This window comes from Brevibacillus reuszeri (assembly GCF_001187725.1).
In the GTDB taxonomy this organism is placed as follows: Bacteria; Bacillota; Bacilli; order Brevibacillales; family Brevibacillaceae; genus Brevibacillus; species Brevibacillus reuszeri.
Genome location: NZ_LGIQ01000007.1, coordinates 518,838 through 544,208, shown reverse-complemented (window position 1 = coordinate 544,208; position 25,371 = coordinate 518,838). Strand labels below are relative to the sequence as shown.

At 46.9% G+C, this 25,371-nt stretch carries 20 protein-coding genes and 1 pseudogene; 10 read left to right on the top strand and 11 right to left on the bottom strand.

The genetic code is table 11. The annotated features are described in order from the left end of the window. Positions 1 to 138 precede the first annotated feature (138 nt). The gene (locus tag ADS79_RS12295) at positions 139 to 774 is read left to right on the top strand and encodes a hypothetical protein (RefSeq protein WP_174769622.1); all 636 of its coding nucleotides are present in this window, start codon (positions 139 to 141) and stop codon (positions 772 to 774) included. A gap of 218 nt (positions 775 to 992) precedes the next feature. Here ADS79_RS12295 and ADS79_RS12290 read toward each other — a convergent pair whose 3' ends face one another. The 4 genes from ADS79_RS12290 to ADS79_RS12275 all read right to left on the bottom strand — a co-directional run bounded on the left by ADS79_RS12290 (position 993) and on the right by ADS79_RS12275 (position 8,003). After that, positions 993 to 2,144, bottom strand: a complete 1,152-nt coding sequence (locus ADS79_RS12290) for a glycosyltransferase family 4 protein (protein ID WP_049738684.1) — start codon at positions 2,142 to 2,144, stop codon at positions 993 to 995. A gap of 28 nt (positions 2,145 to 2,172) precedes the next feature. After that, positions 2,173 to 4,086 carry a CotS family spore coat protein gene (locus tag ADS79_RS12285; protein WP_049738683.1) on the bottom strand — a complete coding sequence of 638 codons (1,914 nt, stop codon included), beginning with the start codon at positions 4,084 to 4,086 and terminating at the stop codon, positions 2,173 to 2,175. 256 nt (positions 4,087 to 4,342) lie between these two features. Next, on the bottom strand, positions 4,343 to 7,624 hold the full coding sequence (locus ADS79_RS12280; RefSeq protein WP_049738682.1) for a DEAD/DEAH box helicase: 3,282 nt from the start codon (positions 7,622 to 7,624) through the stop codon (positions 4,343 to 4,345). A gap of 163 nt (positions 7,625 to 7,787) precedes the next feature. Beyond that, on the bottom strand, positions 7,788 to 8,003 hold the full coding sequence (locus tag ADS79_RS12275; RefSeq protein WP_049738681.1) for a hypothetical protein: 216 nt from the start codon (positions 8,001 to 8,003) through the stop codon (positions 7,788 to 7,790). A gap of 248 nt (positions 8,004 to 8,251) precedes the next feature. On the opposite strand from ADS79_RS12275, the gene pdaA reads away from it, so the two are divergent. Then, positions 8,252 to 9,046 (top strand): delta-lactam-biosynthetic de-N-acetylase, encoded by a 795-nt coding sequence (gene pdaA, locus ADS79_RS12270; RefSeq protein ID WP_049739074.1) that lies wholly within the window; start codon positions 8,252 to 8,254, stop codon positions 9,044 to 9,046. A gap of 49 nt (positions 9,047 to 9,095) precedes the next feature. On the opposite strand, the gene aspA is transcribed toward pdaA, so the two are convergent. Next, positions 9,096 to 10,520: an aspartate ammonia-lyase gene (gene aspA / locus ADS79_RS12265; protein WP_049738680.1), complete on the bottom strand. Its 1,425-nt coding sequence runs from the start codon at positions 10,518 to 10,520 to the stop codon at positions 9,096 to 9,098. 155 nt (positions 10,521 to 10,675) lie between these two features. Between aspA and ADS79_RS12260 the strand changes: the two genes are divergently transcribed. Continuing rightward, positions 10,676 to 11,188, top strand: a complete 513-nt coding sequence (locus tag ADS79_RS12260) for a Gmad2 immunoglobulin-like domain-containing protein (RefSeq protein WP_049738679.1) — start codon at positions 10,676 to 10,678, stop codon at positions 11,186 to 11,188. Positions 11,189 to 11,360: 172 nt separating this feature from the next. Here the strand turns inward: ADS79_RS12260 and ADS79_RS12255 are convergent, their stop codons facing one another. Continuing rightward, a complete protein-coding gene (locus tag ADS79_RS12255; protein WP_049738678.1) occupies positions 11,361 to 12,755 on the bottom strand; it encodes an amidohydrolase in 1,395 nt (464 codons plus the stop codon). A gap of 254 nt (positions 12,756 to 13,009) precedes the next feature. Here ADS79_RS12255 and ADS79_RS12250 point away from each other — a divergent pair, with 254 nt between their 5' ends. Then, on the top strand, positions 13,010 to 15,109 hold the full coding sequence (locus ADS79_RS12250; RefSeq protein WP_049738677.1) for a helix-turn-helix domain-containing protein: 2,100 nt from the start codon (positions 13,010 to 13,012) through the stop codon (positions 15,107 to 15,109). A 71-nt stretch (positions 15,110 to 15,180) separates the two neighbouring features. Here ADS79_RS12250 and ADS79_RS12245 read toward each other — a convergent pair whose 3' ends face one another. Further along, a complete protein-coding gene (locus tag ADS79_RS12245; RefSeq protein ID WP_049738676.1) occupies positions 15,181 to 16,764 on the bottom strand; it encodes a PTS sugar transporter in 1,584 nt (527 codons plus the stop codon). A gap of 210 nt (positions 16,765 to 16,974) precedes the next feature. On the opposite strand from ADS79_RS12245, the gene ADS79_RS35655 reads away from it, so the two are divergent. Next, positions 16,975 to 17,142, top strand: coding sequence for a hypothetical protein (locus tag ADS79_RS35655; RefSeq protein WP_162839529.1), 168 nt, complete (start codon positions 16,975 to 16,977; stop codon positions 17,140 to 17,142). Positions 17,143 to 17,487: 345 nt separating this feature from the next. Beyond that, the gene (locus tag ADS79_RS12240) at positions 17,488 to 18,234 is read left to right on the top strand and encodes a YwaF family protein (RefSeq protein ID WP_049738675.1); all 747 of its coding nucleotides are present in this window, start codon (positions 17,488 to 17,490) and stop codon (positions 18,232 to 18,234) included. Between the two features lies 1 nt (position 18,235). Here the strand turns inward: ADS79_RS12240 and ADS79_RS12235 are convergent, their stop codons facing one another. After that, positions 18,236 to 19,111, bottom strand: a complete 876-nt coding sequence (locus ADS79_RS12235) for a LysR family transcriptional regulator (RefSeq protein WP_049738674.1) — start codon at positions 19,109 to 19,111, stop codon at positions 18,236 to 18,238. A 146-nt stretch (positions 19,112 to 19,257) separates the two neighbouring features. On the opposite strand from ADS79_RS12235, the gene ADS79_RS12230 reads away from it, so the two are divergent. The 3 genes from ADS79_RS12230 (at position 19,258) to ADS79_RS12220 (ending at position 22,286) form a co-directional block, all read left to right on the top strand. Continuing rightward, on the top strand, positions 19,258 to 20,148 hold the full coding sequence (locus ADS79_RS12230) for a DMT family transporter (RefSeq protein WP_049738673.1): 891 nt from the start codon (positions 19,258 to 19,260) through the stop codon (positions 20,146 to 20,148). 210 nt (positions 20,149 to 20,358) lie between these two features. Further along, positions 20,359 to 21,675 carry an MFS transporter gene (locus ADS79_RS12225; RefSeq protein ID WP_049738672.1) on the top strand — a complete coding sequence of 439 codons (1,317 nt, stop codon included), beginning with the start codon at positions 20,359 to 20,361 and terminating at the stop codon, positions 21,673 to 21,675. A gap of 242 nt (positions 21,676 to 21,917) precedes the next feature. Beyond that, positions 21,918 to 22,286 (top strand): NucA/NucB deoxyribonuclease domain-containing protein, encoded by a 369-nt coding sequence (locus tag ADS79_RS12220; protein WP_236699982.1) that lies wholly within the window; start codon positions 21,918 to 21,920, stop codon positions 22,284 to 22,286. A gap of 52 nt (positions 22,287 to 22,338) precedes the next feature. Here the strand turns inward: ADS79_RS12220 and ADS79_RS12215 are convergent, their stop codons facing one another. Both ADS79_RS12215 and ADS79_RS12210 read right to left on the bottom strand, forming a co-directional pair. Further along, complete coding sequence (locus ADS79_RS12215) at positions 22,339 to 22,932, bottom strand: hypothetical protein (protein WP_049738670.1); 594 nt, start codon at positions 22,930 to 22,932, stop codon at positions 22,339 to 22,341. Positions 22,933 to 23,037: 105 nt separating this feature from the next. Continuing rightward, entirely contained in the window at positions 23,038 to 23,607 is a 570-nt protein-coding gene (locus ADS79_RS12210; RefSeq protein WP_049738669.1) for a TetR/AcrR family transcriptional regulator, read from the bottom strand. 167 nt (positions 23,608 to 23,774) lie between these two features. Between ADS79_RS12210 and ADS79_RS12205 the strand changes: the two genes are divergently transcribed. Then, complete coding sequence (locus ADS79_RS12205; RefSeq protein WP_338059963.1) at positions 23,775 to 24,611, top strand: alpha/beta fold hydrolase; 837 nt, start codon at positions 23,775 to 23,777, stop codon at positions 24,609 to 24,611. A gap of 30 nt (positions 24,612 to 24,641) precedes the next feature. On the opposite strand, the pseudogene ADS79_RS34340 reads toward ADS79_RS12205, so the two are convergent. Then, positions 24,642 to 25,056, bottom strand: a pseudogene (locus ADS79_RS34340) (phosphoribulokinase); the annotation flags it as partial. Positions 25,057 to 25,371 lie beyond the last annotated feature (315 nt).

The window sequence follows — 25,371 nt, the reverse complement described above, 5'->3', positions numbered from 1 at the left end:
GATTTTCCTTCCCTTTTAAGAATTTCCTCTAAATATGCTAAAGTTTTCCTGCCCTTTTTTTCACCCCAGGGTAATTGTCCATATCAGCCCTTCTTTTACTGAATATGATGAACCATGTACAAAAGGAGGTGTATATCAATGAAAGCAGCGAGGAAAAAGGCAAGAAAAAACTCAGTTCGTTCCCATCGCCGCTCTGCCGGGGACTCTTACTACCATTCTACGAACAAAACTAAAAAAAGAAGCATAGATCGTATGCTTCGCGTCAACGTTCGTGCCCCAAATGTACACGTCACCACTCCAGCACCTCAAGTATCTGTCCATGCTCCCATCCCAACTGTTCAAATAGAAGCACCGAAGCCTCTCATCATTCCTCCTCCCATCGTGCATGTGGATGTAGAAAAAGAGGAAAACACAGAAGAAGCAAGCTTTCACGCTCTGCGGAGAGAACTGCGCAAATGCAAGAAGGAAAATCAATCGATCGAATTAATTTTAACAAGCGATTTGGGCCCAGATAGCCGCGATTATCGAAGAGGTACTTTGGTGCGAGTTGATGAAGGGTTGATCGAGCTACGTTCCTGTGCCACTTTCCCAGGTAATGGTCAAAGTATCCTGATCCCTCTGAATCGCATCGTTGCGGTCATTCCCAATCTCCAGAATCCTTCAGAGGAAGCAGCAACCAAAGCATCTGAAGCGACACGAAATGCAGAGCCTGTCCCATTTCCTTTCGTGGAACGTACTGGCGAACAAATCGATCGCCATCTGGCATCAGGGTAGTCTTTCCAGAGCTCCCATGTATGGTATTCGAGGGGACGGATCAACAGGATGGCGGGGGGACGATGCTTGCTGTGTTCCCCCCAACCCTTTCTAACAAATGGTGGACAAGCCCTGAAGCTGGGTACTTTTCCTCCCAGTAAAAAATCAGGAAAAATGGGTCCATCTCCCACCTTCCTGATTTTTATTTGCCGGTTGTTGACATTTGGTTCCCACTTTCCTTACCTTTGCCGTTTCGATTCCCAAACATCAAGAACCTCACGAGCTACACGGTCCCACGTAAAACGCTCCTCCGCCAATCTTCTACCGCTGCTTCCCATCCTTCGTTGCAAATCTCGGCTTGCGAGTAACGTAGTGAGCTGTGTTGAGAAAGAGAGTGGATTTTCTGGTTCTTCCACGAGCAAACCATTTCCACCTATGATTACTTCTGCATTGCCACCACGCTTTGTCGTCACAAAAGGAAGCCCTGCTGCCATCGCTTCATAGTGAACACGTGCCAACGGCTCCTCCCATTGCGATGGGCAAACAAAGATGTCACCTGCCCAAAACCAGTGATGAATATCTTCTGCTGCCACAAATCCGGTTGTAATCACAGGAATCGGTGAACGATCAGCCAAGGAACGCACATAGGCTACATAGTCACTGATTTTATCGACACCGTACCACGAGCCCCCGACCAATACCAGCGCGATATTGGGGTGCTGACGATGTAAATCATTCATCGCCCTCACTAAAATATCCGCTCCTTTTTTAGGAGTAAGTCTGCCTACAAACAAAATAACCTGTTTGTTACCGAGATTATGCGTCGCTCGCAGTTCTTGCCTGATTTGCCGCGCTTGCTGCGATTTCTCCCATGGAACAAACGTCTGCAAGTCTACTCCGGAGTAGATGGTTCGAAGTTTCCCAGTTGATTCGGGATAAAGTGTGCTGATCACGCGTCCTACATAATCGCTGATCGTAACAATTGTTTCTGTTTCGGCAATTGTTTTTTTAGCAATTTCCGGATCGATCTTAGCAAGATCAAACATATCGTTGTGCATGCTCAGCATAATCCGGGCGTTTGGACACACTTCCCGAATCAGCGGTACCAGTCGTGGTCGATTGAAAACATGGATCACATCAAACGTATTCGCTTGCAAAAACTTGATCACTTCTTCGGCATAGGTTTCAAATACTCCCATGCCATTTACCCGTACATAACGAACATTGCGAACATTCTCATCCAGAGACAGAGACGGATCTGTCGTCCCTAGTACCGTCAGATTATGGCGTTGCCCAAGAAAATCGGCTATTCCTGCAATGTAGGTTTGAATAGCACCCCCTCGAACAGGGGGAACGGGCAACTTTTCTGTGCAAATCATAGCTACCTTCATCGAAATTCTCCTTTCCTCATGCGCCTTTTTACCTGCCTCTCGCCACTTTTAAGCCTTTTTGGGCTCGCAGTTTTTGCGCCCGGGAGTTTGTCTTTTTCTGTGTAGGAGCAGCCACTTTCGAGTAGATCAGTGCTTTAGAGACTGGTGCACGCTGAGTCTTTGCAGGAGAAACGGCCCGCTTAGCTTGAGTTGCAGCTTTCTTGCGTTGTTGACTACGCTTAGCCACTTCTTGTTTTGCTGTTTTTTCCTTACGCAGTGCCTCAGAAGCACCTTTTCCTTGTGAAGCCTTGGCTTTTGGCTTGACTGCTGATTTTATGCCATTTTTTGCTGAGATTGCTTTTTTCTTTGTAGCCTTTTTAGCACTCATATCCTGTTTTTTGGCCAAAGCCTTTTTTGGTTTGGCGTTTTTCACTTTACGGCTTGCCAAGTGTGGGTTCAGATCAATTAGGTTAGAGGCACTCGATGCTTTTTTCCGTGGTGCTTCTACTGGCAACTCCTCTTGTGTTTTGAGCATTCCTTCTGTAGCGAGATTTTGCTGTCTGATGCCAATGGTCCGTTTGTTTCTGGATCGTCCTCTTGCCTTGTCAGCTTTGACTGGTTGTGGTTGTTCCTTGACCACTGCGATTGGCTCAACTTTTTTCTTATCGGAAGCTTCTTTACTAACTGCCGATTTTTTCTTCTTGACTATGATGGTTGTCGTCGGCTGGGGCTCCGTTGCTGGTGAGTCTTGTGGCTGCAGATCCCAGCTCTGTTGATCCCACTTGATGTCAGATGCCAGTTGCTGCGGTGCTTTGGCAGCCAGCAGCTCTTCATAGTTTCCCGAAGGATATTTCTCTATGTCTTTTGCCAGTTCTGCCAATGCCTGATTTTTCGTTTGATCCGTGGAGAGCACTCGTTGTAAAATGCCCTCTGCCTCCGTATTTAAAAAAGTCACCGGATCGAAAAACATTTCTTTTAAATGCTTATAAAACTCGTTTGGCATAGCCATGTCGATCAACAAAACCTCAAACGACTCTTTATCCAGCGGATTTGCTTTGTGATAGGCTTCAATCATGCCTCTCATCCAGCCGACATCCCAAACCCCCATATCATCCATCGTACTGGTAATCAGCTTCCGCAAATCCCGGAAAGGCAAATCATAAGAAACGCCATCCAGGTCAATCACCCACAGCCCACCTGGACCATTTTGTCCGTTCGACCAGCCATAATCCTGATGCACGAGTCCCCAATGCGGCTCACCCATCGCGACCATTTTCGGATAAGCCGATGCAATAAGCCGTTGCAATGCTGTTTTTGCTTGTTCTTCATATTGGTCTACCACAGCTAAAATAGATTTGCTTGCGACTGTGTCCGGATACGCTTTCGCCATCTCACGCATCCAACCAATTTTCTTCGTAATCTTTTCATAGTATTTTGGCCAGCGATACAGGCGAGAGGAGTTTTTCGCACCAAGCGGAGGGCGATATCCTTTGGTATGACTGTGAAACTCCCCGAGTCCATAGCAGAGCTCCTGAGCACCAACCAAATCGACTTTAGTAGCGGGTTGAAGGGGAATCCAGTCCGTAACAATCCATAACTTCCCCCCCATCTCTACGAACAGCTTTCCGTCTTTGGCTGGTATGAGCGCAGCAACCCGAGCACCTTGCTTTACTACATAGTCTTGTAAACCCACGCTGTACAAGCTCCGTTCTGGTGTACGATGCAAGACTTTCAAGCTTCGGGGCCCCTTGTCTGTCTCGATCCGCCAAATGGCACCGCCTTTATCCGGCTTAGAAGTAATCAGTTTGCGACTATGAACGGTCATATCGTATTGCTGGCTAACTAAATCAGCTAGCTGATCCACTTCTGGAGGCACTTGCATATCCCAGTCTACAGGAGTTGCTTGGGTTCCATCTTGGGTTCCATCCCTGGTAGCCCAAGGCGTAATCATGTACTGTTCCATACCATTCCCTCCGCATTCTTTTATAAAAAGCACTTTTCATTCTTAATAAGCTATTCGCTCTTTTTTAAACCCGAAACGGACAAATATCTAAGTATGGCTCTATGCCGGAAATTCCTTAAGTTACGTGATTTAGCTTTGCGCTATCCAGCCACTTGACGCAACCAATCCGCCATCATCCTTTTTTTGGTAATTCATTATGACCTCCTATATTAAAAGGCCTTAACCCGCATCACAAAGCAGGTCAAGGCCATCGAAGCTATATCATTAACATTTCTCGTATTTCCTGCTCTGTTAGAGCAGACAACGCTTCTTGTCCCGGTTGAATAACTTCCTCGACGAGGTTCTTCTTTTTCTGTTGCAGCTCATACATCTTTTCCTCGACTGTCGACTGCGCTACGAGACGAATTACTTGAACGACTTTCTTTTGTCCGATGCGGTGGGCGCGGTCTGCTGCTTGCTGTTCTACAGCAGGATTCCACCAAAGATCGTATAAAATCACGGTATCCGCTCCGGTCAGATTCAACCCTGTACCGCCAGCCTTTAATGACATCAGAAACAGATCGCGTTCTCCATTATTGAATCGATTGCACAGCTCAACCCGCTCTGCTGCTGGCGTACTGCCATCAAGATAGAAGAACGGCACTCCGCTATAACCGAGCTCTCTCCCGATCAAGCCAAGCATTCGCGTAAACTGGGAAAATACAAGCACACGTTTCCTGGCGCTTCTGCACTCCTCCATAATTTCAAGCAGCTGCTCGAATTTAGCCGAGCTACCCTCATAGTTTTCGACAAACAATGCCGGATGGCAGCATATTTGCCGCAGTCTCGTTAAACCGGCAAGAATTTTAATCCTGTTCTTATCAAAACTGTTATCCTGGAGGTGTTTCAATGTTTCCTGCTGTAATTGCGCCAAATAGGCTACATACAGCTTCTTTTGTTCTGACAAAAGCTCAGATGCCTGAAGCGACTCGATTTTTTCTGGCAGCTCTTTAAGCACATCACTTTTTACCCGGCGCAGCAAAAAAGGACGCGCTCGTTTTGCTACTACGTCTCGTGACAAGTCATGAAATGCTTTTCTGCTCGGAAACAGCTCGGGAAACACGGCATCATAGATGGACCACAGCTCCTCCAGCCTGTTTTCCACAGGGGTCCCTGTGAGCGCAAAGCGATACTGCGCCTGAATTCTTTTTACGGCGTGTGCCGTTTGCGTCGTGTGATTCTTGAATGCTTGTGCTTCGTCCAGGATGAGAGTATGAAACAGTTGATCCGCATATTGCTCATGGTCGATACGAAGCAATGGATAGGAAGTGATAATGACATCCGCTTCTGACGTATTTTCAAGTAATTTCTTTCGCTGAGCTTTGTTCCCGTCAACGATGACTGTCCGAAGCTGCGGAGCGAACTTCTTCAATTCATTTCGCCAGTTGTACACAAGTGATGCCGGGGAAACAACCAACGCAGGTCGCTCCTTGTTTCGTATTTCAGGGAGTACGGAAACAAGAAAAGCGATGCTCTGCAATGTTTTACCGAGTCCCATATCATCAGCCAGGATTCCCCCAAAGCGGTAATGGGCCAATGTCTTTAGCCATTGAAAACCAAATTTTTGGTAGTCGCGCATAATTGGCTCCAGCGAATCGGGTACGGGAAAATCAAGATGATCCGGATTTCGCATATGATCCAGCATTTGACGAAAGGACTTGCCCAATTGAATTGCTTTTCCTTGCTTGTGTGTGTCCAGCATATGCAGTCCTCGGACCATAGGCAGGCGCATATGCGCTCCCTGCAAATCACGGCTGTGTATACCCATCTCGTCGATGAAATCGGACATTTCCTGAAATGCATCGGCTTCCAAGGGCAGCAGCGCCCCATTAGGCAGTTTATGATATTTTCGTTTTTCTTCCAAGGATTTGATCAATTGGCGAATCTCTGTTTCAGGAATGCCATCCAGCTCAAATGACAGCTCCAGCCAGTTGGTACGTTCTTTTACATCCACCATCACTTTAGGAGCCATCTGTCCTGTATGCAGTCTGATCTTTACAGCAGTGGTTGCATACACGCTTACGAGCTTTTCCAGCTCGGGAACGACATGATAGAGAAAGTCGTATTCTGCTTCTTCGTCTTGTAAAAAGAATCCGGCTTCTGTTTTTGAAAATGCGCTCCTCTCCATGATCTCCAAGATTTTCCTTTCCTTCTCCCCATCTCTCATCAGGATGAGATCGGTCCCGCGCTGCTGCTGATGCTGCTCTAATGGATTTACAATGATGTCGCCGTACTGAAATTCGAGTCCGGCAAGCAGCCGATCTCTCACCCGGTCCAGAAATAGCTTTGCTTTCAGTTTGGTCTGGACAATCCGATCAGAGACAGAACGAGCAATCTGAACGCCACCCAGATTCATTAAGCCTGGTACTACCTGCACCATGAAGGTTTCCATTTGCTCTGAGGAAATCGGAATACTCTTGCGTCGATGCTGATCAAGCAGTTGTTTCATCCCAGCGAGACGCTCGCACTGTTCCGCTGAAACCCGAAACAGCTTGCCCTCAATTAGAAGAACTTGGTACGACTCCATTATCGTAATCGCGTCCAATCCCTGTACATCCAGTTGATAGCTCCCATTTTCTGCTTGGTCAAACGTATACTGGACAGGAATCGCACCTTCAAACATCTCCAGCGGAACAAACTGGCTGTCCTCTTTTTCAATCTGTACGGATGATGCAGCCAAAAGCGCAGGTAGAAGCGAGTCCCAAGACGCCGGTGGTACAAGCAGCATGCGCTCCCCACTCATACTGCTCGGTCCGGTTGGAAAGCGTGTCGTCGTTTCCAAATATACATTTTCATTTTGATAAATACGGATCAACTGCTGCAATACCGCATCATCTTCTTTTTGAAATCGGTGAAGCTGTGGATCGTATGTGAAATGGTTGGAGAAGACAAATATCTCTCGCTTGGATAATCGCTCCAGAAACTCTCGTACTTTTTTCACAATATAAAGCCGCTTGCCTCCGACCTTCAGCTCGATACCAAACATGCGCTTGCGATACCCATAGGAGTAAATTTTACAGGAGAACTCAACCTCCAGACATATTCTCGTATCATGCAAGACAGAGGGCGAGCTGCTTGGTCGAAGTGATTTTGCTTCAAACAGCCCCAGCACCTCTTTTGTCAGCACTGTATCTCGTGACTGGCTGCCTACTAATGCCGTTTCACCATTCCTATCATATCTGGAAGGCATAGCGTAGCTGGCACTTTGATCACGTAGCATCTCCTTTAGTTGCAAGAGCACAGCAGCAACGTGCTGGCAATAATGATTGTAAGAGCGCAGTGTTGGACAGGTGCAAGCAGCCTCTATCGAACTTCCATCTATATCGATTTGTACCTCGTACTTGCTGTTCCCCGCATTTACTGTTGCTTCTACAGCAAGCCCTTGTGGTTCGAAATGGGTCACCGCCACTTTTCTTGTCCGGTAATAGGCTTTTCCCTTTTCGTAGGATATTCGTCCACACAATGTTTTGATGACTTGCTCACTAAGTGTAAAGCTCATCGTACTTACCCTTTCTTTACTAGCAGAATATCTAAATGATAACAGATCGAGAAAAAAAGCGCTCGAACGGTAAGCTCACTTGCGGCTAGCCAGGCAACGAAAAAAGATGCGCCACAAAGACGCATCTTTCCCCGTAAAAGAAAAAGGCAAAGCGATGTTCTGATTAGTCCTCGTCGGAATCGTCCTCAGAATCGTCTCCTTCGGCGTCGTCTCCTTCGTCTTCTTCATCTTCGTCATCTTCGTATACAGGATCTTGACTATCTGTAAAGATCCATTTTTTCTTGGTTCCATCCTCGTATTCGACTTTCACTTCAACCTCTTCAATGTCGTCATCATCGCCAACATGTTGTTGCAAATACTTCAACCAATTCAGCCCCATGACTACACCTCCGGTACTGGATGATTTCACAGTTGTTTTGTCAGCGGATCACCGTTGACTTTGATACTATATGACGGATGTCTCAGAGTGGTTTGGACAGTTGACCCCGCTCTTCTTTATTTTTTCATCAATCCTGCACACTTCTCAAGTGGTTAGGAATGCTTTACATAATTGGATTGGGACTGGACAAACTTTCAATGGAAACTAAACATTTCGTTTGGGGTATGGAAAGGACGTGTATTTTCGGTATGGACAAACGATTCAAGTGGCATCTCATCGGTCTGAGTCTTTTACTCCTGTTGGGGTTGCCGCTCCAGTCTGCTGTAGCCTACCAGGATCATCCGTATCATTTTGGCTTTAAAAAAAGTAAAAACGGCCAACTGCCATCCATCCAGGAAGAAGGATTTAAAGGGATTGTAGATCGACATGGAGCTGTCTTTCTAGGGGATACATCGAAGAAGGAGCTGTACCTCACCTTTGATAATGGGTATGAGAATGGCTTTACTGCTTCGATTTTAGACACGTTACTGGTCAGAAAGGTTCCCGCTATCTTCTTTGTAACTGGCCATTACGTAAAAGAACAGCCTGAGCTTTTGAAGCGTATGGCGACTGAAGGTCACTTGATCGGAAATCACTCCTGGAGTCATCCCGATATGACGACAATCTCCAATCAAAAAGTCAAGGAAGAGCTCGACAAGGTAAAAGCAGCAGTCATACAAGTCACCGGTCAAAAGGAAATGGCGTATTTGCGTCCCCCACGCGGTATTTTTAGCGACCGTACGCTTTCCGTGACAAAGGACATGGGGTACACAAATGTATTTTGGTCAATCGCTTACAGGGATTGGGATACAAAGGTCCAGCGCGGCGCTAAATTTGCGTACGACAGCGTCATGTCGCAGCTTCACCCTGGAGCAGTCATTCTCCTCCATTCTGTTTCCAAGGACAATGCGGAAGCACTCGGTTCCATTATCGACGAGGCTCGCAGACAAGGTTACGAATTCAAAAGCCTGGAACAGCTTCCAACGCCTACAGTCTCGCCGTAAAAAGCAAAACTCCCGACTGGTAGGTACGGGAGTTTTCGCCTCATTTCATTTAATTACGATCGAGCAAGGACGCACCAGCAATTCCAGGGTGTGTCATTTCAAATGGATCCAAAATCAAATCAAGCTCTTCTTCTGTCAAAACATTGTGCTGGAGGCAAAGCTCGCGCACAGATTTTCCAGTCAAAATCGCTTCGCGTGCGATACGTGCTGCTGTTTCATAGCCCAGGTGCGGGTTGACTGCAGTGATCACGCCGACACTTTTTTCTACGTATTCTCTCATGCGTTCACGGTTTGCCTCGATACCTTCCAGGCAATACTTAGTAAACGCACGGAATGCATTGTCCATAATGCTGATGGACTGCAAGAGGTTGAACACCAATACCGGCTCCATCACGTTCAGCTCCAGCTGACCTGCTTCTGAAGCCAAGCAAATGGTATGGTCATTCCCGATCACTTGGAAAGCAACCTGGTTAATGACTTCAGCCATTACCGGGTTTACTTTACCTGGCATGATGGAAGATCCAGGCTGACGTGCTGGCAGCGAGATTTCTCCCAGTCCAGCTCGTGGTCCAGAAGCCATCAGACGCAAATCATTGGCGATTTTGGACATGTTCATCATGCAAACCTTGAGTGCAGCTGAAACTTCTGTATATGCATCTGTGTTTTGCGTCGCATCCACGAGATGCTCCGCTCCACTCAGTGGGAAGCCTGTGATTTCCACGAGTTGCTTCACAACGTTTGTGATGTATTGTGGGTCCGCATTTAATCCCGTACCTACAGCAGTCGCCCCCATATTTACCTCATAGAGGTGCTGACGGGATTGCTTGATCCGTTTGATATCACGGTCTAGCACACGGCGATAAGCCTCGAACTCTTGTCCCAAACGAATGGGAACAGCATCCTGCAAATGCGTCCGCCCCATTTTGATCACGTCATCAAATTCTGTTGCCTTTTTACCAAAAGCATCATGCATTGCTTCCATCGTTACCAATAGTTTTTCCAGCAGATCTAGCGTAGAGATGTGAATCGCTGTTGGGAATGCGTCATTGGTAGACTGAGACATGTTAACATGTGTATTTGGGCTCAGATGGAAGTAATCGCCTTTTTTCTCTCCCAAAAGCTCAAGTCCGCGGTTCGCAATGACCTCATTGGCATTCATATTGATAGAAGTGCCTGCCCCACCTTGAATAGGGTCTACAATAAACTGATCATGCCATTTTCCTTCGATAATTTCCTCAGCTGCTTGAACAATTGCATTTCCCAGACGAGGGTTCAGTCGCGAAACTTCCATGTTGGCAATCGCAGCTGCTTTCTTTACCATTGCCATTGCGATGATCAGTGAAGAATGTAGACGGTATCCTGTGATTGGAAAGTTCTCCGTCGCACGCATAGTTTGGACGCCATAGTAGGCATCAACAGGAATTTCCTTTTCCCCGAGAAAATCCTTTTCAATTCGATACGTTTGTTGTACCATTCTTTTTCGACCAGCTTTCTAAGATAGTGGTTAATGCTTCCTCCCCATTCTATCACAGTTCACCTAAGATAGCCCTTTCTTGTAACAAACGCTTTTATTTCTTCGTCTTACAAAGAGGTAGGACTCACAACAAACCAACAGAATCGAGGGATACCATGAAAAAGTTTCTTTTGCTGCTGTTGACCGTAGGAGTGCTCCAAGGCTGCACAGGTGGTACGCAAAGCTCAGTGGAGCCACAGACTCCTCCAGCCACAACCCAGCCAGAGACACCTAGCACACAGCCTGAAACACCCGCTCCATCGCAGCCACAAACTCCGGCTGAAAAGCCTCCCGCTGCCGAGCAGCCAGAATCTTCTGAAGGGGTCTATGCCAATGATATTTTCCGAAAGGTAACCGTGAAGAAAACAGGTGATGATACGTTCGAAGTGAAAGGCCAGGCACAAGTTTTTGAAGGAACGGTCAGCTACGTCGTAGAAGACGGGCATAACGAACTGACAACAGGCTCCATTCAAACCTCTGCTGGCGCACCTGAATGGGGTGACTTCACGCATACGGTAAAAGTTAAAAAAGCGGATCCGAATACAACGCTTATGCTCATTTTGTTTGAAACGAGCATGAAGGACGGCAGTCGCCGGATGGAGCTCATTATTCCACTCCCGGAGAAATAGAGTGACTTGAACGAAAAGCTCCAATCGCTCGGTATTGAAATAATGTTTATCATCGTCAAAGACAGCGCTTCTGTTTGTTTGAATATAGACCTTAAAGCCAAAACACCATGCGGACACTTCCTGCATGGTGTTTTAGCATGATGGAGTGGTCTTGCTCCTCTCCTGATATCCCCTATGCGCCAGGTGGCTTCACATCATCAGGAATTCCGGCACGATACGTAAAGCCTTTGGTGCTCTCCACAAACTCAGCTTTCGCTCTGTCTAATACGCCGTCTTCGTTGTGCAACAGGTCATAGGCGGTCAGCGCCATAATTTTTGCCGCATGATGCATTCCCTTCATGCCAAGCGTGGAGCCAAAAGAGGCCGTCGCTTGCCACGTATGTACTTGAACTCCACGGGGTGCGCATGTCGTCGTCACTTGGCCAACAGGAGTGATCCAAGAGACATCCCCAACGTCCGTCGAGGCTCCCACCGACTTTCCTACCTGCTTTAAATCGTGATAAAAAGCGGAATCCAGCAGATTGTCCTTCCGCTCGCCTGCCTTTTCCGTTTCTGTAGCCACAGCAGCGATTGTCTGGCACAAACTTTTTGCGAACGACTCTTCTTCCTCGGTAAATTCCATTTGTCCAGCATCCGCTGTTTGCAAATACATATGCTCATTCAATACGAGATTGGGCAATGTGTCGTAGCAGCCAGCCTTGATCTCCCATCGCACTGAGGTCTCTGTCATCATCGTTGCCCCTTGGGCGATTTTGATCAATCGGGCTTGCAGTTCATCCACCTGCTTGCGGCTTGCTCCACGCAGAAAGTAATAGACACTGGCGTTATCTGGTACGATGTTTGGTGCCATCCCCCCATTCGTAATCTGATAATGGATACGGGTCCCGTCCGGTACGTGCTCACGCATATAATTCGCTCCGACGTTCATAAGCTCTACTGCATCAAGCGCACTTCTCCCCAGATGTGGAGCCGATCCAGCGTGCGCCGTCACGCCAGAGAAGTAAAATTCGATCGCCGATAATGCCTGAAATCGTACATTACTCGTGGTATTGGCACTGCCTGGATGCCAGGTAAGGGCACAATCTAAATCATCAAAAGCACCTGCCCGCGCCATGAACGTCTTGCCAGAAAGCAATTCCTCTGCTGCGCAGCCATAGTAGCGAATCGTACCTTTTATCTTTTCAGCATCCATTCTGTCCTTGAGGGCAATCACGGCCTCTACTCCTGCTGTGCCCAGCAAATTGTGACCACAGCCGTGACCTGGTCCATTTTGAACAAGCGGTTGATAGGCAGGGCTCACCTCCTGGGACAAGCCGGGCAAGGCATCAAATTCTCCCAAAATACCAATGATCGGGTGACCAGATCCGTACTCTGCAATAAACGAAGTTGCAACATCCCCAATTCCGGTACGAATATGAAACCCTGCCTCCTGAAGCGTGCTGATTTGCAGCTCAGAGGCAAAGCTTTCCGTATATCCCAGCTCTGGTTTCTCCCAGATTTGTCTTGAAATATCGGTAAATCTGTGCTCATTTGCTTCAATCCAACTCGTTAAATCTGACTTTGCCATAACACTACCTCCTCTGTCCCTGATTCGATGCGATGCTTCCATTTATAACGAGCTTTTCAGCTTGTGCTGTTTTTATTGTAAAAGCGCTGGTGCCAAATAGCATTGTGGTACTCTATCATGTTTTTCTTATTTCATTGTGTGTTTCTCCAGTCACTTCCTTTCAGAAAAACAGGATTTTACGAATTACAAACAGAAAACAAAGAGAGGATTTGTCCGTGTATCATGAAGTGATTTCTTGACGAGGAGAGTAAGCTATGTTGCCCAATACCTCTATACAAATAGGCCATGATCGATTCCCTGCTGCAAGCTACCATATATGGACAGCTACTGCCCATCATCATTGGTCTTATTTTCAAGATCATATTGCCGCCGGTTTCGAGCAGTCGACCGATGAGCCTGCCTGTGATGACTGGAGCTGGCCACACCCCCAGTCTTTGACTCACTTTTCGTATTCTACACAGTTTGATCGTGAGAAAGGCTGCCAGTTGTTCCTATTTACGACTGAGAATCCTGAATTGATTCCTGTCCGTGCCTTGCTCTATTGTGACGAGCCACAAGATCGGTCCATCTGTGATCTTTTCGTGCTGCATGTCAGGTACACCCTGTTGCAGCAAGCCTTTCACAGTCAATGGCAAGAGCATGAGCAATGGCTTCAAGGACTGCGCTCCTTGACCTCCTCGCTGGATGTAGATGTACTATTGCTTCATATTATGAAAAACGCGATGCAAGCCATCCCTACAGTGGATCGTGGCTTCCTGATGCTTTATGATGCTGAAACGAATTTGCTGATCCCAAAAGCGAGCGTAGGCATGGGTTCCCAAATCTATGATTTCAAAGCAGCTATTGGAGAAGGAATTACCGGAAAAGTATTTCAAGCTGGGGTCGGACGTATTTTTGATCGGGAGCAAGCCAGAGAAGCCATGAAAAATATTCGTCCAGAGAACATGGCGCATCTCATAGAAGCTTCGGTTGCCGATGATGTAGAGTTTGATCAGCCGATTGTCATGGCTGTCCCCGTCACGATGAACGAAGAGCAGCTCGGCGTGATGATTGTGCATCAAATCAAAGCAAAACGCCAGCTAACCTGGCAGGATCTGCGCCGGCTGCAAGGATTGGCTGATCTCGCAGCGATTGCGATCTACAATGCCCACTTGTACACAGAGCAGCGCCGAGCGAACGAATATTTAGTGAAACGCAGCCAGATACATGAAATATTTATCCAGCTTTCGCTAGAGGAAGCCGATCTAGGCACGATCACAAGCACCACCTGCAGCATGGTTGGTATGCCTACCGCCTTGATTGACCTTACCCAAAATCAGTGGTATCCTGCTCAATCCGAAATCGAAACACACTTTTCCAGCTTCTCTCTTTTTTCAAGCTGGGAACGTAAATGCTGCCCTCGCGAAGTAACGCTACCTACGGGCGATTGCTATCATTTATTCCCAATTGCAGGTGGCGGCATCACACTTGGTTGCTTCGTCGTAGAGCTGCTTCGTCCCATGGAACAGCTCGATATGGTTGTACTCGAACAGGCTGGAGCCATCGTGGCGCTAGAGATGATCAATACACACTCGCGGACAGAGCTTGGCTACAAAAAAAGCTTTGAATTTTACAATGACCTGCTTCTCTTCCGGGAACCTGCTGATCTCGTCGCTAGAGCCAAGGAATTTGGACTTTTTGCCAAACAGCCTCTTTTTGTCGTCTTAATCCAGATGAGCAATTCGTTGCAGAATCCAAAACAAAAAGAGGCATGCCATAGACGCCTTATTGCAGGCCTGCATACGACGCTTGGTTCAAGAAGCGGTTTGCTGTTTAGTTTCCATGAAAAAATTACACTTGTTTTGCATGCGGACAGTTCTCTTAAACAAAATCATTTGCTGCAAAAAATTTCAACGGCTATCGAACGTTGGGAGACGGAAGACACCCCTGTTTTGCAAATTGGGGTCGGCAGCCTGTACCCTGGGCTTGAGCATACTGCCAAAAGTGCAGAAGAAGCGAATAAATCACTTACCTTTCTGCATAACCGAAACAAGCCTGGGATGATTCGATACGAAGAGATTGGCATTAATCGTCTCTTTCTCAGTCAGCCTCCCGAGGAAATCGAGCGGTTCATTAACGAAATTCTAACGCCTTTGCGCAGTTCGAAAGCACAGGCCAGTGAACTGGAGCAAACCGTAAAAGAATACATTGCGGCCAATCGCTCGACCTCGCTTACTGCGGAGCGCCTGCACATCCACCCGAATACGCTCTATCATCGCCTTCGAAAAATTGAGGAGATTCTCCATATCGATTTGGACGACCCGGACGACTGGCTTAAGCTGTATTTGGCTTGCCATTTAAGTCAGACGTACTAAATACGCAAAAAACCCCAGCCTACACCTGATTACAGGGGCTGGGGTGTACCGTTTTTCAGAACAAAAAAGCTTCACGCACTTATTTTTTCGAGTGACTCTTTGCCTCTTTTCTTGGCCATTCGGTTCGCGATAAAAGTAAACAAGAATGCACAGACAAGCCCTGTTGCCATCGCAATCATAAATCCGAGCATATTGTTGGACAAAAGTGGCGCCATCACAGATGGAACGTACGCGGTGCCTCTGACGTCAAACACGCCTACCATCATTCCCGCGATCCCTGAAGAAATAATCGCCCCTGAAAATACGAGTTTGTTGGAAAACATAAAGGGATATGCTGCTTCCACAAACGTTCCAAAGCCCATATTGATCAAAAAACCGGGTGTTGCAACTGTCGCTTCACTTTTGTCTCTCGGTGAAACGATGTTTGCCAGTGTGATACCTGCTGATACCATGACCAGGCCAACCATGTCCACGGCTCCCAAAAAACTGTTTCCTGTTTTCTCCATCTCCAAAAGGACGATCGGCAAAATCGCTGCGTGATAGACTCCTCCGATAATTGCAGGCCAAATCAGCAGTCCCGCCATTAAGCCAGCCAGAATCGGACTGAAGGAAACCGCCCCTTCGATCAGCACCTTTACCCATTCACCCGCCTGAAGCGCAATCGGTGCCAGCAAGTAGAAGACAAGCAAGCCTGCGACTAGACCCGATATGCCCCCAGCGATGATATTTACAGTCGTTGTGGGAAAACGCCACTCAATGCATTTACGGAAAAGGACGTTCACGAGAAGTCCTGCACCGATCCCGCCAATCATTCCCCCGATAATCCCTCCATCCATCGACAAGACACCAGCTAAAACACCTGCCACGACCGATACTTCCTCCATGTCCGATACTTGCTTGGCTGCAATCGCCGCGATCACGACAGGCAATGCTTTGATCAATACATCGAACACGCTACCGAGCATGTCCAGACCAGGTATTTTACTTAGCGCCAAAACGAGAGCGAGCGCGATAAAACCAGGCAAAGATGACATCATGATTCCGCGTATATTGATTCGCTTCCAGGGGCTGGCTGATATTCCTGATGACTCCTTGGAATCACCGATCATGGGGCGATACGAGATCCCCCAGTGCTTGCACAACGCCGTCATAAAGCTGATCGCCCTCGTACGGTTGGTTGTACCTGTGGTCCCCGAAGTCAGAACCACTTTTGCTCCTTTGGCACTGATCAATGCCATAGAAGTTCCGCCCGTTCCGACAATCGGTATTTGCTTATTCACCGCAGTTGTGATTGCACGATGGTTTGCTCCATCCGGGTCCGCGCTCATAGTGATTAGCCCGTCTACCAGTCCCTGCTCGATGTCAGCGGATAGTGCCTCGTCCAGCTCCTGCACATAATCGTTGCATTCTTTTAAGCTCCCGTGAAACCTTGTTACGATTTTGCTTTCCGTTTCATCCCACGCATACACCGTTGATAATGTATCTTTTCCAGCCATATCCATTGAGCCTTGTGCTGCGACAAATTGAATCCACGCAATCTGAATATTGCCAGCCTTTGTCTGATTGATGATCTCCTGTAACAGCTTTTCGGGGTCTTTGCCACCGAGATTATACAAATTCCCTCCGCTGCTTCCTACTATAGCCACTCGCTTCATCGGCTTTCTGTCTCCCTTTGTTTCATTTTAGTAAAGCGTTACCTTATTATCATTTTAGTTTAGTAATGCAATAAAGTAAATTCAATATATTCTTTATCATCTGACAAGCAAAATGGGTCCTTGAACGAATTTTTGAAATGAAATGGAAATATGGTATGATTTGGTGGTTATTTTTATCGAATTGTTATAGAAAGGGAGGGTTTCACGAAAATGGAAAGTCAATATGGAATCGGGTGGGGGACACTTGCGTTAATCAATGCTGGATTAGCCCAATCGAAAAACCGCAGCGGCTTGAATTGGTTTCTCTTGTCTCTGTTTCTGGGTCCGATCGCAACGTTTTTACTCGTTATTTTTGAAAAGTTGCCAGAAAAATCATAACCCTCTCTATATAAGAGAGGGTTATGATTCACTACATCTATCTCATGTGGGGCAGCGGGCTGCCTTTCATCATGTTGTGACTACTTTTGTTCGTCTTGCTCTTCTTTGTAGCATTCCATGCAAAGAGCATTGTTGTTTTCGATTTCATACTCTGTTAAACGAGCCTGGCAAGATCTGCATTGTTTTTCAGTTAGCACCAAGTTCAAGACTATATCTCCTCTCAATGATGTAATGTAGTCTATTTATATTATAACGGAAGGTTTATATCGAATAAGCTGTTTTGTGTTAAAATTTTGTGAATTCTTGCAAATTATAAAAAATAATAAAGTACTTCAGGAGGCAGAAATGGATTCCCCTTATTTTTCTTTTTTGATCTCGGGAGAACCTTTTCGTTTATTTTCTTCTTCTCATGTTGTGTCTCTCCTTATCTTACTCTTTTTGATTGTGCTTCTTTATCTGTATCGGCATAAGCTGCAAACACCTTTGGTCAGCAAGTGCACGCGCTATGTGCTGGCAGCTCTCCTGCTCCTCTCGGAGGTGTGCTATCAGCTCTGGCACGTATATACGGAGAGCTGGTCTGCTGCTTATACCTTGCCTCTGCAGTTATGTAGTGTCACCTTGCTTTTTTCTGCTTTCATGCTATTAAGCAAAAATTACGTTCTATATGAAATCACTTTTTTTGCAGGGATTGCGGGTGCCGCACAAGCATTGCTCACCCCAGAATTGTTTTACCCGTTCCCTCATTTTCGGTTTTTCCATTTTTTCCTTGCACATGCCGGAATTGTACTGGCTTGCCTGTACATGACCTGGGTAGAGGGGTATCGCCCTGTACTCCGCTCGATTTGGAAAACGATGGGCTTTCTGAATCTGCTCCTGATTATTGCCTTGCTGGTGAATAAATGGACGGGAGGCAACTATTTATTTGTGTCCCATAAGCCGGAAAACGCCAGCCTGATTGATTTTTTGGGCACATATCCTTGGTATATCCTCTCGCTGGAAGGGGTCGCTCTGGCTCTGTTTTCACTGCTATTTATACCATTTGCGGGTAAGAAGCCCACGTCGAAAGAACGCAGCAAGGATTTTACCTCCTAGTCTACTTCTGTTCTGCGACCCACTCTGTTACGTACGGCAGGAAGCGTTTTGCGGCCGGCGATTGCTTGGCAAACGATGTGGCTGCCATACCAAGCGACCGATAATGCTCCCCTTCTAGCGGGATTGTGCGGATGTTGGCAGGGAGTCGGAACAAAATCATTTCAGGCAGGATACTGATTCCCAGTCCATTTTGCACCATCGCAATAATCGCATGATCGTCTCCCACCTCATATTTAACCCGCGGCTGCAGATGATACTGAGCGAGTAGCCGCTGGATATCATTGTCGCAGCCTGCTTTCGGCATGACAAAAGTTTCCTCTGCAAGCTGGCTCACATGGACACGTTCGCAATTGTATAGCGGATGCTCATCTGTCACAAGCAAATATAATTGATCCTTTTTCAAAGGGATCGTCTCCAGTTCCTCTGTGGTCGGCAAGGATACGAAGCCGAAATCCACCTCTCCTGTTTGAATCCAGTACTCAATCTGGTCATAATACCCTTCCATAAGCTTGATCTCAATCGCCGGATAATTGTCTTGAAACCGTTTTAGAATTCCTGGCAGCCATTGTGTAGAGACACTGGTAAAGGTCCCGATTCTGACTGTTCCTACCTCCATCCCATTGATCGAGGCTACCTCCTGCTTCATTCTTTCATTGACACGAAGCATCTCACTCATGTAGGGAAGCAATCGCTCTCCATTACTTGTCAGACTAATGCCGGATCTCCCTCTGGTCAAAATCGAAAATCCGTATTCCCGCTCCAAGCTTGCTATGGCATGGCTGACAGCCGATTGCGTCAGCCCGAGTAGCTCTCCTGCACGGGTCAAGCTCCCTGATTCGATCACCGAAATAAATACCTCGAACTTGCTGAGACTCAAATCTCCTCGCCTCCAATCCATCAATTTCATTCATGAAAAGGATGATAAACATTCATTTTTCTTATTTAAAAGATACTCGTATACTGAGTAAGGCGCAACCCTGATCATCACAGACATCGCCCAGCACCTGGGCAAGGAGGCTCGACATGAAAACGCAGGCAAAGGCTGATTTAGCTCTGCTAATGTGTACCCTTTTTTGGGGATCATCTTATTTATTTATGCAAATGGGACTAAAGGATTTGGAGACTTACAATTTGATCGGTGTGCGTTTTGGCATAGCTTTCTTACTCGCCGCAGCTTTTTTTCACCGGCGCTTGCTCAGAACGAATCGCAAAACGCTCCTTCATGCCTGCATACTCGGAGCAATCCTGTTTGGCGTGTTTGCTACCGTCACAAATGGGGTGAAGACGACAACCGCTTCACAAGCTGGTTTCTTGGTCAGTCTCACCGTCATCTTTGTTCCGATTCTCTCGATTCTGCTGCGGAATAAGCCGCCAAAACGCGTGTTTTTCGGCGCTGGGCTTGCTATGGTAGGTATCGGATTACTTACGCTGAGCACTGAGCTGCAGATCAGTCAGGGCGATTTATTATGCATGGCTGGTGCGCTCTGTTACGCTACACATATTATCGTGACTGGCAGATGGGCTGGGGAGTCAGATACGCTCCAGCTAGGCATTTATCAGCTTGGCTTTACTGCTCTGTTTGGACTCATTTGTTCTATTTTATTTGAAACACCTAAGTTGCCTCATACTTCCGAATCTTGGCTGGCGGTGCTCTCCCTCAGCATTTTGTGCAGTGCGATCGGCTTTGTTGTGCAAACCGTTGCCCAAAAATATACGACCCCCGCGCATACAGGGGTAATCTTCTCGCTTGAGCCTGTATTCGCCGCTCTTTTTGCTTTTTTGATTGCTGGAGAGACTCTTTCTGCTCGAGGCTATGTTGGTGCGAGTCTCGTTCTGATCAGCGTTCTGATTGCGGAGATTGACATAAAAAAATGGCGACGTAGCAAGCAGAGTGGGCACGCCTCCGCGTCATAAGAAAATCGGCTCTTTGGATAGAGCCGGTTTTTATTTTGGCACCGCTCTCTGATGCGACTCGCCCAAGCCTTTCAACGGCTCCGGGGATAGCCCCGTTCGTTTTAAGCGGATGGAAATTCGTGGTATCTATCCTTTTTTTCGTTGAAAGAAAGCTTGATGGGGTACGTTATGTGCAAGCAGGTATTACTTTAATGAACCGGGGGGAAATGTATGCACCAAAAAACTAAGGGCCGCCTCCCATCCTTTCGGCACACTCCACAACAAACAGGTCTGGATTGGTCTCGTCCACATCCCTCTACCCACGAACCACATAAGCATGGTCAGCTTGATAAACAGTCGAGGCTTCTGCTTCTGGTAAACGTTTTGTTCATAACTGCTGGTGCTTTATCCGGCACGTTTGTCAACGTTTATCTCTGGAAGGTCAAAAGTCAGTTCGCACCCATAGCCTGGTTTACGTTTACTACACATCTAGTCGGGGCACTGACATTTTGGTTGGCAGGCTGGTATGCGAAGCAAGGGAACAAGATGAATATTCTTCGTGCTGGCATGGCAATATCTGCGCTCTTTTACCTGGTCGTGCTCTGGATCGGTCCTCAGGCGGCAGCCTATGCGCCTCTGCTCGGATTCATTCAAGGAATGGCAGTCGGCTTATTCTGGTTAGCCTTTAACGTCGTCTATTTTGAAATTACTGGTCCCGACAATCGCGATCGATTTAATGGTTGGGCGGGACTGTTAGCATCTGGAGGCGGCATGCTGGCTCCATGGATCTCAGGCTTGCTCATTACCCGTTTGCCTGGTAATAGCGGCTACTCGCTCATTTTTGGCCTATCCTTGGCTCTGTTCATTGTGGGCGTGATCATCAGCTTTTTCCTGAAAAAGCGTCAATCCGAGGGCAATTATTCGTGGACATTCGCCCTGCGGTGCTTACGGGAAAATCCTGAATGGCGATTTGCTGCAGGGGCGCTGGCTGGACAAGGTTTGCGGGAGGGACTTTTTGGGTTCATCATCGGCCTGATGGTCTACATTGCGACGAAAAGTGAAATGACGCTTGGCAACTACTGGCTCATCACGTCTGCTGTCGGTATCGTCAGCTACTATTTCACTGCTAAATGGCTTACCGTTCGCTATCGCAAGTGGGGTATGCTTATCGGAGCTGTCATCATGTCGGGAGTGGTCACGCTGTTCTTTTGGCAGGTCAGCTATACAAGCCTGCTTATTTTTGGGATTGCGGTTGGAATTGCCTACCCGCTTTTTTCCGTACCCATGCTCTCCACGATCTTTGATTTGATCGGAACCAATGAGGAAAGCGCACGGAATCGCGTAGAATATGTCGTGTTGCGTGAATTTGCTCTGGACGCTGGACGCTTGGTCGGGATTATCATCTTTTTAATCGTGACCTCGATTAGTATTTCACCCACTACATTAAACTGGCTGATTCTCTCCATCGGAACCGGTCCAATCATTGCCTGGCTTTGTATGGCTCGACTGTTTCAGACGGTTCCTGCAGCCAAAGATAAGCATCAGTAATGACGATGGAAAGTCATCCACCGCTACCTTTTCCGTGGGTGGCTTTTCTGTTTTTGAAAACAGCAGATTTAAGGCTCAGTAAAGCTGCTAACTTTTGGTATAATGGACGAATGCGTCGGTAATCTCCCACTGTTCCCAAGGAAAATACATAGACGTACCCGTGAAATGACCAAAGGAGAAGCATCGTGCAGAAAAAACTAATCGTATTCATTCTGGCGCTTTTGATTGGCTTCGGTTCTTGGATTCTTGAGCAGCAGGATTCTACGACTCCGGTCGTGACCACTGATGCCGATTTTGTACTTGAGTTTCCAAGCGATCGTTATCCTGAAACGGCAAAGCATATTCAGACAGCCATCGAAAAGGGACAATCTGCTGTCTGTACCATCGACCGCAAAAATGCCTCCAAGCACCGGGATGCTTCTCTTCGTGGTATCCCGACCAAGCCCGGGCTGGACCGTGATGAATGGCCAATGGCGATGTGCAAAGAAGGAGGAACAGGTGCGGATATTGCCTACATCTCTCCTTCCGATAATCGTGGAGCTGGCTCATGGGTAGCCAAGCAGCTCGAAAGCTACCCCGATGGGACACGTGTCCAAATTGTCATAAAATAATGGCAACGCTCGACTGACAAAAGTCCTCTTTGATCGGAGGGCTTTTGTATTTTTAAATCGTGGATTCACTCACTTGTTGCTCTTCAGTTTTATTGATGTGTATCCCCAACCAGATGAACCCTGCTCCGGTCAATGCAGAACCGGTTAGTATCGACACAGGCGCAAAAGCCCCAATAAATTCTGCGGAAGCGAACAAAATCGTTCCCATCACAAGCAGAACCCCTCCAGCTCGTGCCTTTTCTCCACGGACAATCAGCTCTGCCCCGACCATAACGATTCCGAGCACAAAAAGCAGTGGACCTGTTCCTGTAATCCAGCTCACGCCACTTCCACCAAGTAGCGCAGTGGCATCTGGCATCGTGATACTTGCTGTTTCTACGAAAACAATCGCTGTTACAAATATGGTGCCAGCAGTCGCCATCAGCATGCCAGCCACTCCCCAGACGTTCTTGTTTGAATGGGAATCATAAATGGCAATAAAAGCGAAAGCCATTGCCAAATGCGCAATGAAAATCATGTTTTTTGCCAGCATAATCCATGTCTCATCGTTCGTTGTTTCTTCCAGAAGATGTCCGCCAGCGAGTAAAAATCCGGTAACCATGGCTGCTACTGAGCCTAGCCAGCGTAGGGATAGGTGTTTCGACATGAAGAATCCTCCCGTGTAATAGACTGTTTCCTTCCAAAAACTAATTTAATTAGTTTTTGACTACAAAAAGACGATTGCGCACCAGTATTTTGTATCGGTCCTTCTTTACTCCCTTACCCGAGCATGTATTCCAGCCAAAAATGTATCCACAAGCATTCTGAATGAAACATCTAAATCTAGCGGTAAACCAAATCCACCACTGCTTTCAATCGATGCAAATCCGTGCAGAATACTGCGAAATCCACGAATCGTATGCAGCGCGTGGTCCCCCTGCAGATCATACACTTGCAAGGTTTGGGCAACCAGCTCAACAACCTGCTGCTGTGCTTGATGAAGCTCAGGATCGCTTGTGACCGGTGCGCGAAATGTCGCATCGTACAAACCCGGATGATTCCGTGCAAAAGAAACGTAGGCATCACTCATGACATAAACGGCAGCATCTCCCAAAAGCCCATCTGCCGACACCTGGAGCTTCTCATACAACCGATTCAATCCATAGATCGCAATGCTCTGCTTCAAAGCCTCCAGGCTATCCACATGATTATAGAGAGAGGGGGTACGGACATTGAGCCGCTGAGCCAATTCGCCCAGTGAAATTCCGTCCATCCCCTTTTCATCTGCCAATACAGCGGCTGCACTAACTACCGTTGTAAAATCCAAGCCCATTCTTGGCATAAAGCTCCCCCTTCCTCATGGCTTTTTCATCTGCAACTTAATTCCTTGCTCCATAAGAACACATTAACTAATCTGATTAGTTTTCGCAATCCCTCTTTCCTTCTTTTTCATCCTCAACAGGTTACACTTGTAGTTCCTCTGCTTCTGCCCTACTATTTAATGGAAATATGATGAAGCCTGGTGATAATATGAGACATTCTAGCAGTAGCATTTTTTATGAGAGTTGCGGAGAAGGATATCCTCTCGTCATTCTTCACGGTTTAGGGACTGACCACCGCTCCATGAAAGCGTGGATGGAGCCTCTTTTCGAAAAGCGTACTGGTTGGCGGCGCATTTATTTGGATCTTCCCGCACATGGTCACAGCAGTGTGGAAGATTGGGTCAAGACATCTAATGATCTGCTTGAGATGCTCTTGCGCACGCTCGATTCTTTGCTTCCTGGGCAACGTTTTTCACTCATAGGCAAGTCTTTCGGTGGCTATCTTGCACAAGGGATTCTTTTTAAAAGAGCCGAGCTCGTAGATAGCATCAGCCTGATCGCACCTGCCCTCCACATAAAAGAGCGTACCCTGCCTTCACGTGTTGTTCTTGAGTCTGATGAGCAGCTCCTCGCTTCTCTAGATGCCGATATTCGGACAGCATTCAAAACCTTGATGATCGTGCAAACAGAGCAGAGCCTGGAAGCATTTTTGCAAGAAGTCCAACCCGGACGTCTACTCGCGAATCGGGAATTCCTTACCTCAGACTGGCGTACCAAAGGCTATTTCTTCTGCTTTGAACCGTTTGCCGAAGAGAGAATCTATCCACAATCAGCCTTATTTTTGCTCGGACGTCAGGATGCGATTTGTGGATATCGCGATCATTTTGAGCTATTGAAGCATTTCCCTCACAGCACATTTGCGCTTCTGGATCATGCTGGTCACATGCTGGAAATCGAGCAAAGGATTTTAGTTCAAGCCCATCTCCAGGAATGGCTCGATCAATTAGGGAAGCAGCATCTATAGAGGTGAAAAAGCTGCAATGACATTCTAATCTCATCTAAACGTAAAGGTATTTTTCTCAATATAACTTGCTTCTTTTGCACTTTTAACGATGATATCAAAATTTTCACTGTATGGATGCATAAAAATCTCATACTGAATACGTCGTTCGTCATGGGATTGTTTTAAATAATGGATATCTGCATTCCTCTCTTCGATATCACGAATGGAACGTCTTTTCGGACATTCCTTCAATAATGGTTACTTTTCTGTCTGAAGCGAGAATTTCACTTTTCAAATAATGCGTATCGATGGTCCGTACATCCATATTTTCTTTTAACATCTGTATATCTCTTTCCAAAAAAGATACGTGATGGGCAGCAGGATGGCAGGCAGTCATTTTAGATCGATGCCATTTTCCTTTGTAGGTATAATCAATCTCTGCATATTTTCTTATGGCCGAACTCACAGCAACTTTTCTTTCAAAGTGAGTATTAGACTATTGAACCCGCTCGTGCAACCACAAGTATGGATTATCAAAGCTCTGCCATGTCCTTTGTATTTATATGTTTGATTTCGTTAATCCCCTCTGATCTCCCTTGACTGGTCAACATTTCGAATAGTCCGTCTGGGACAAGCTTGATCCTCTTACATTAGTCGCAAGTGTAATTATATTCCAAACACTTTGGTAGGTACAATTACACGAAACAGTGTCTCTCATGCAATAGAAACGACAAACAGGCTCTTACCATGAATCAGATACTCACAGTAAGAGCCTTTCGCT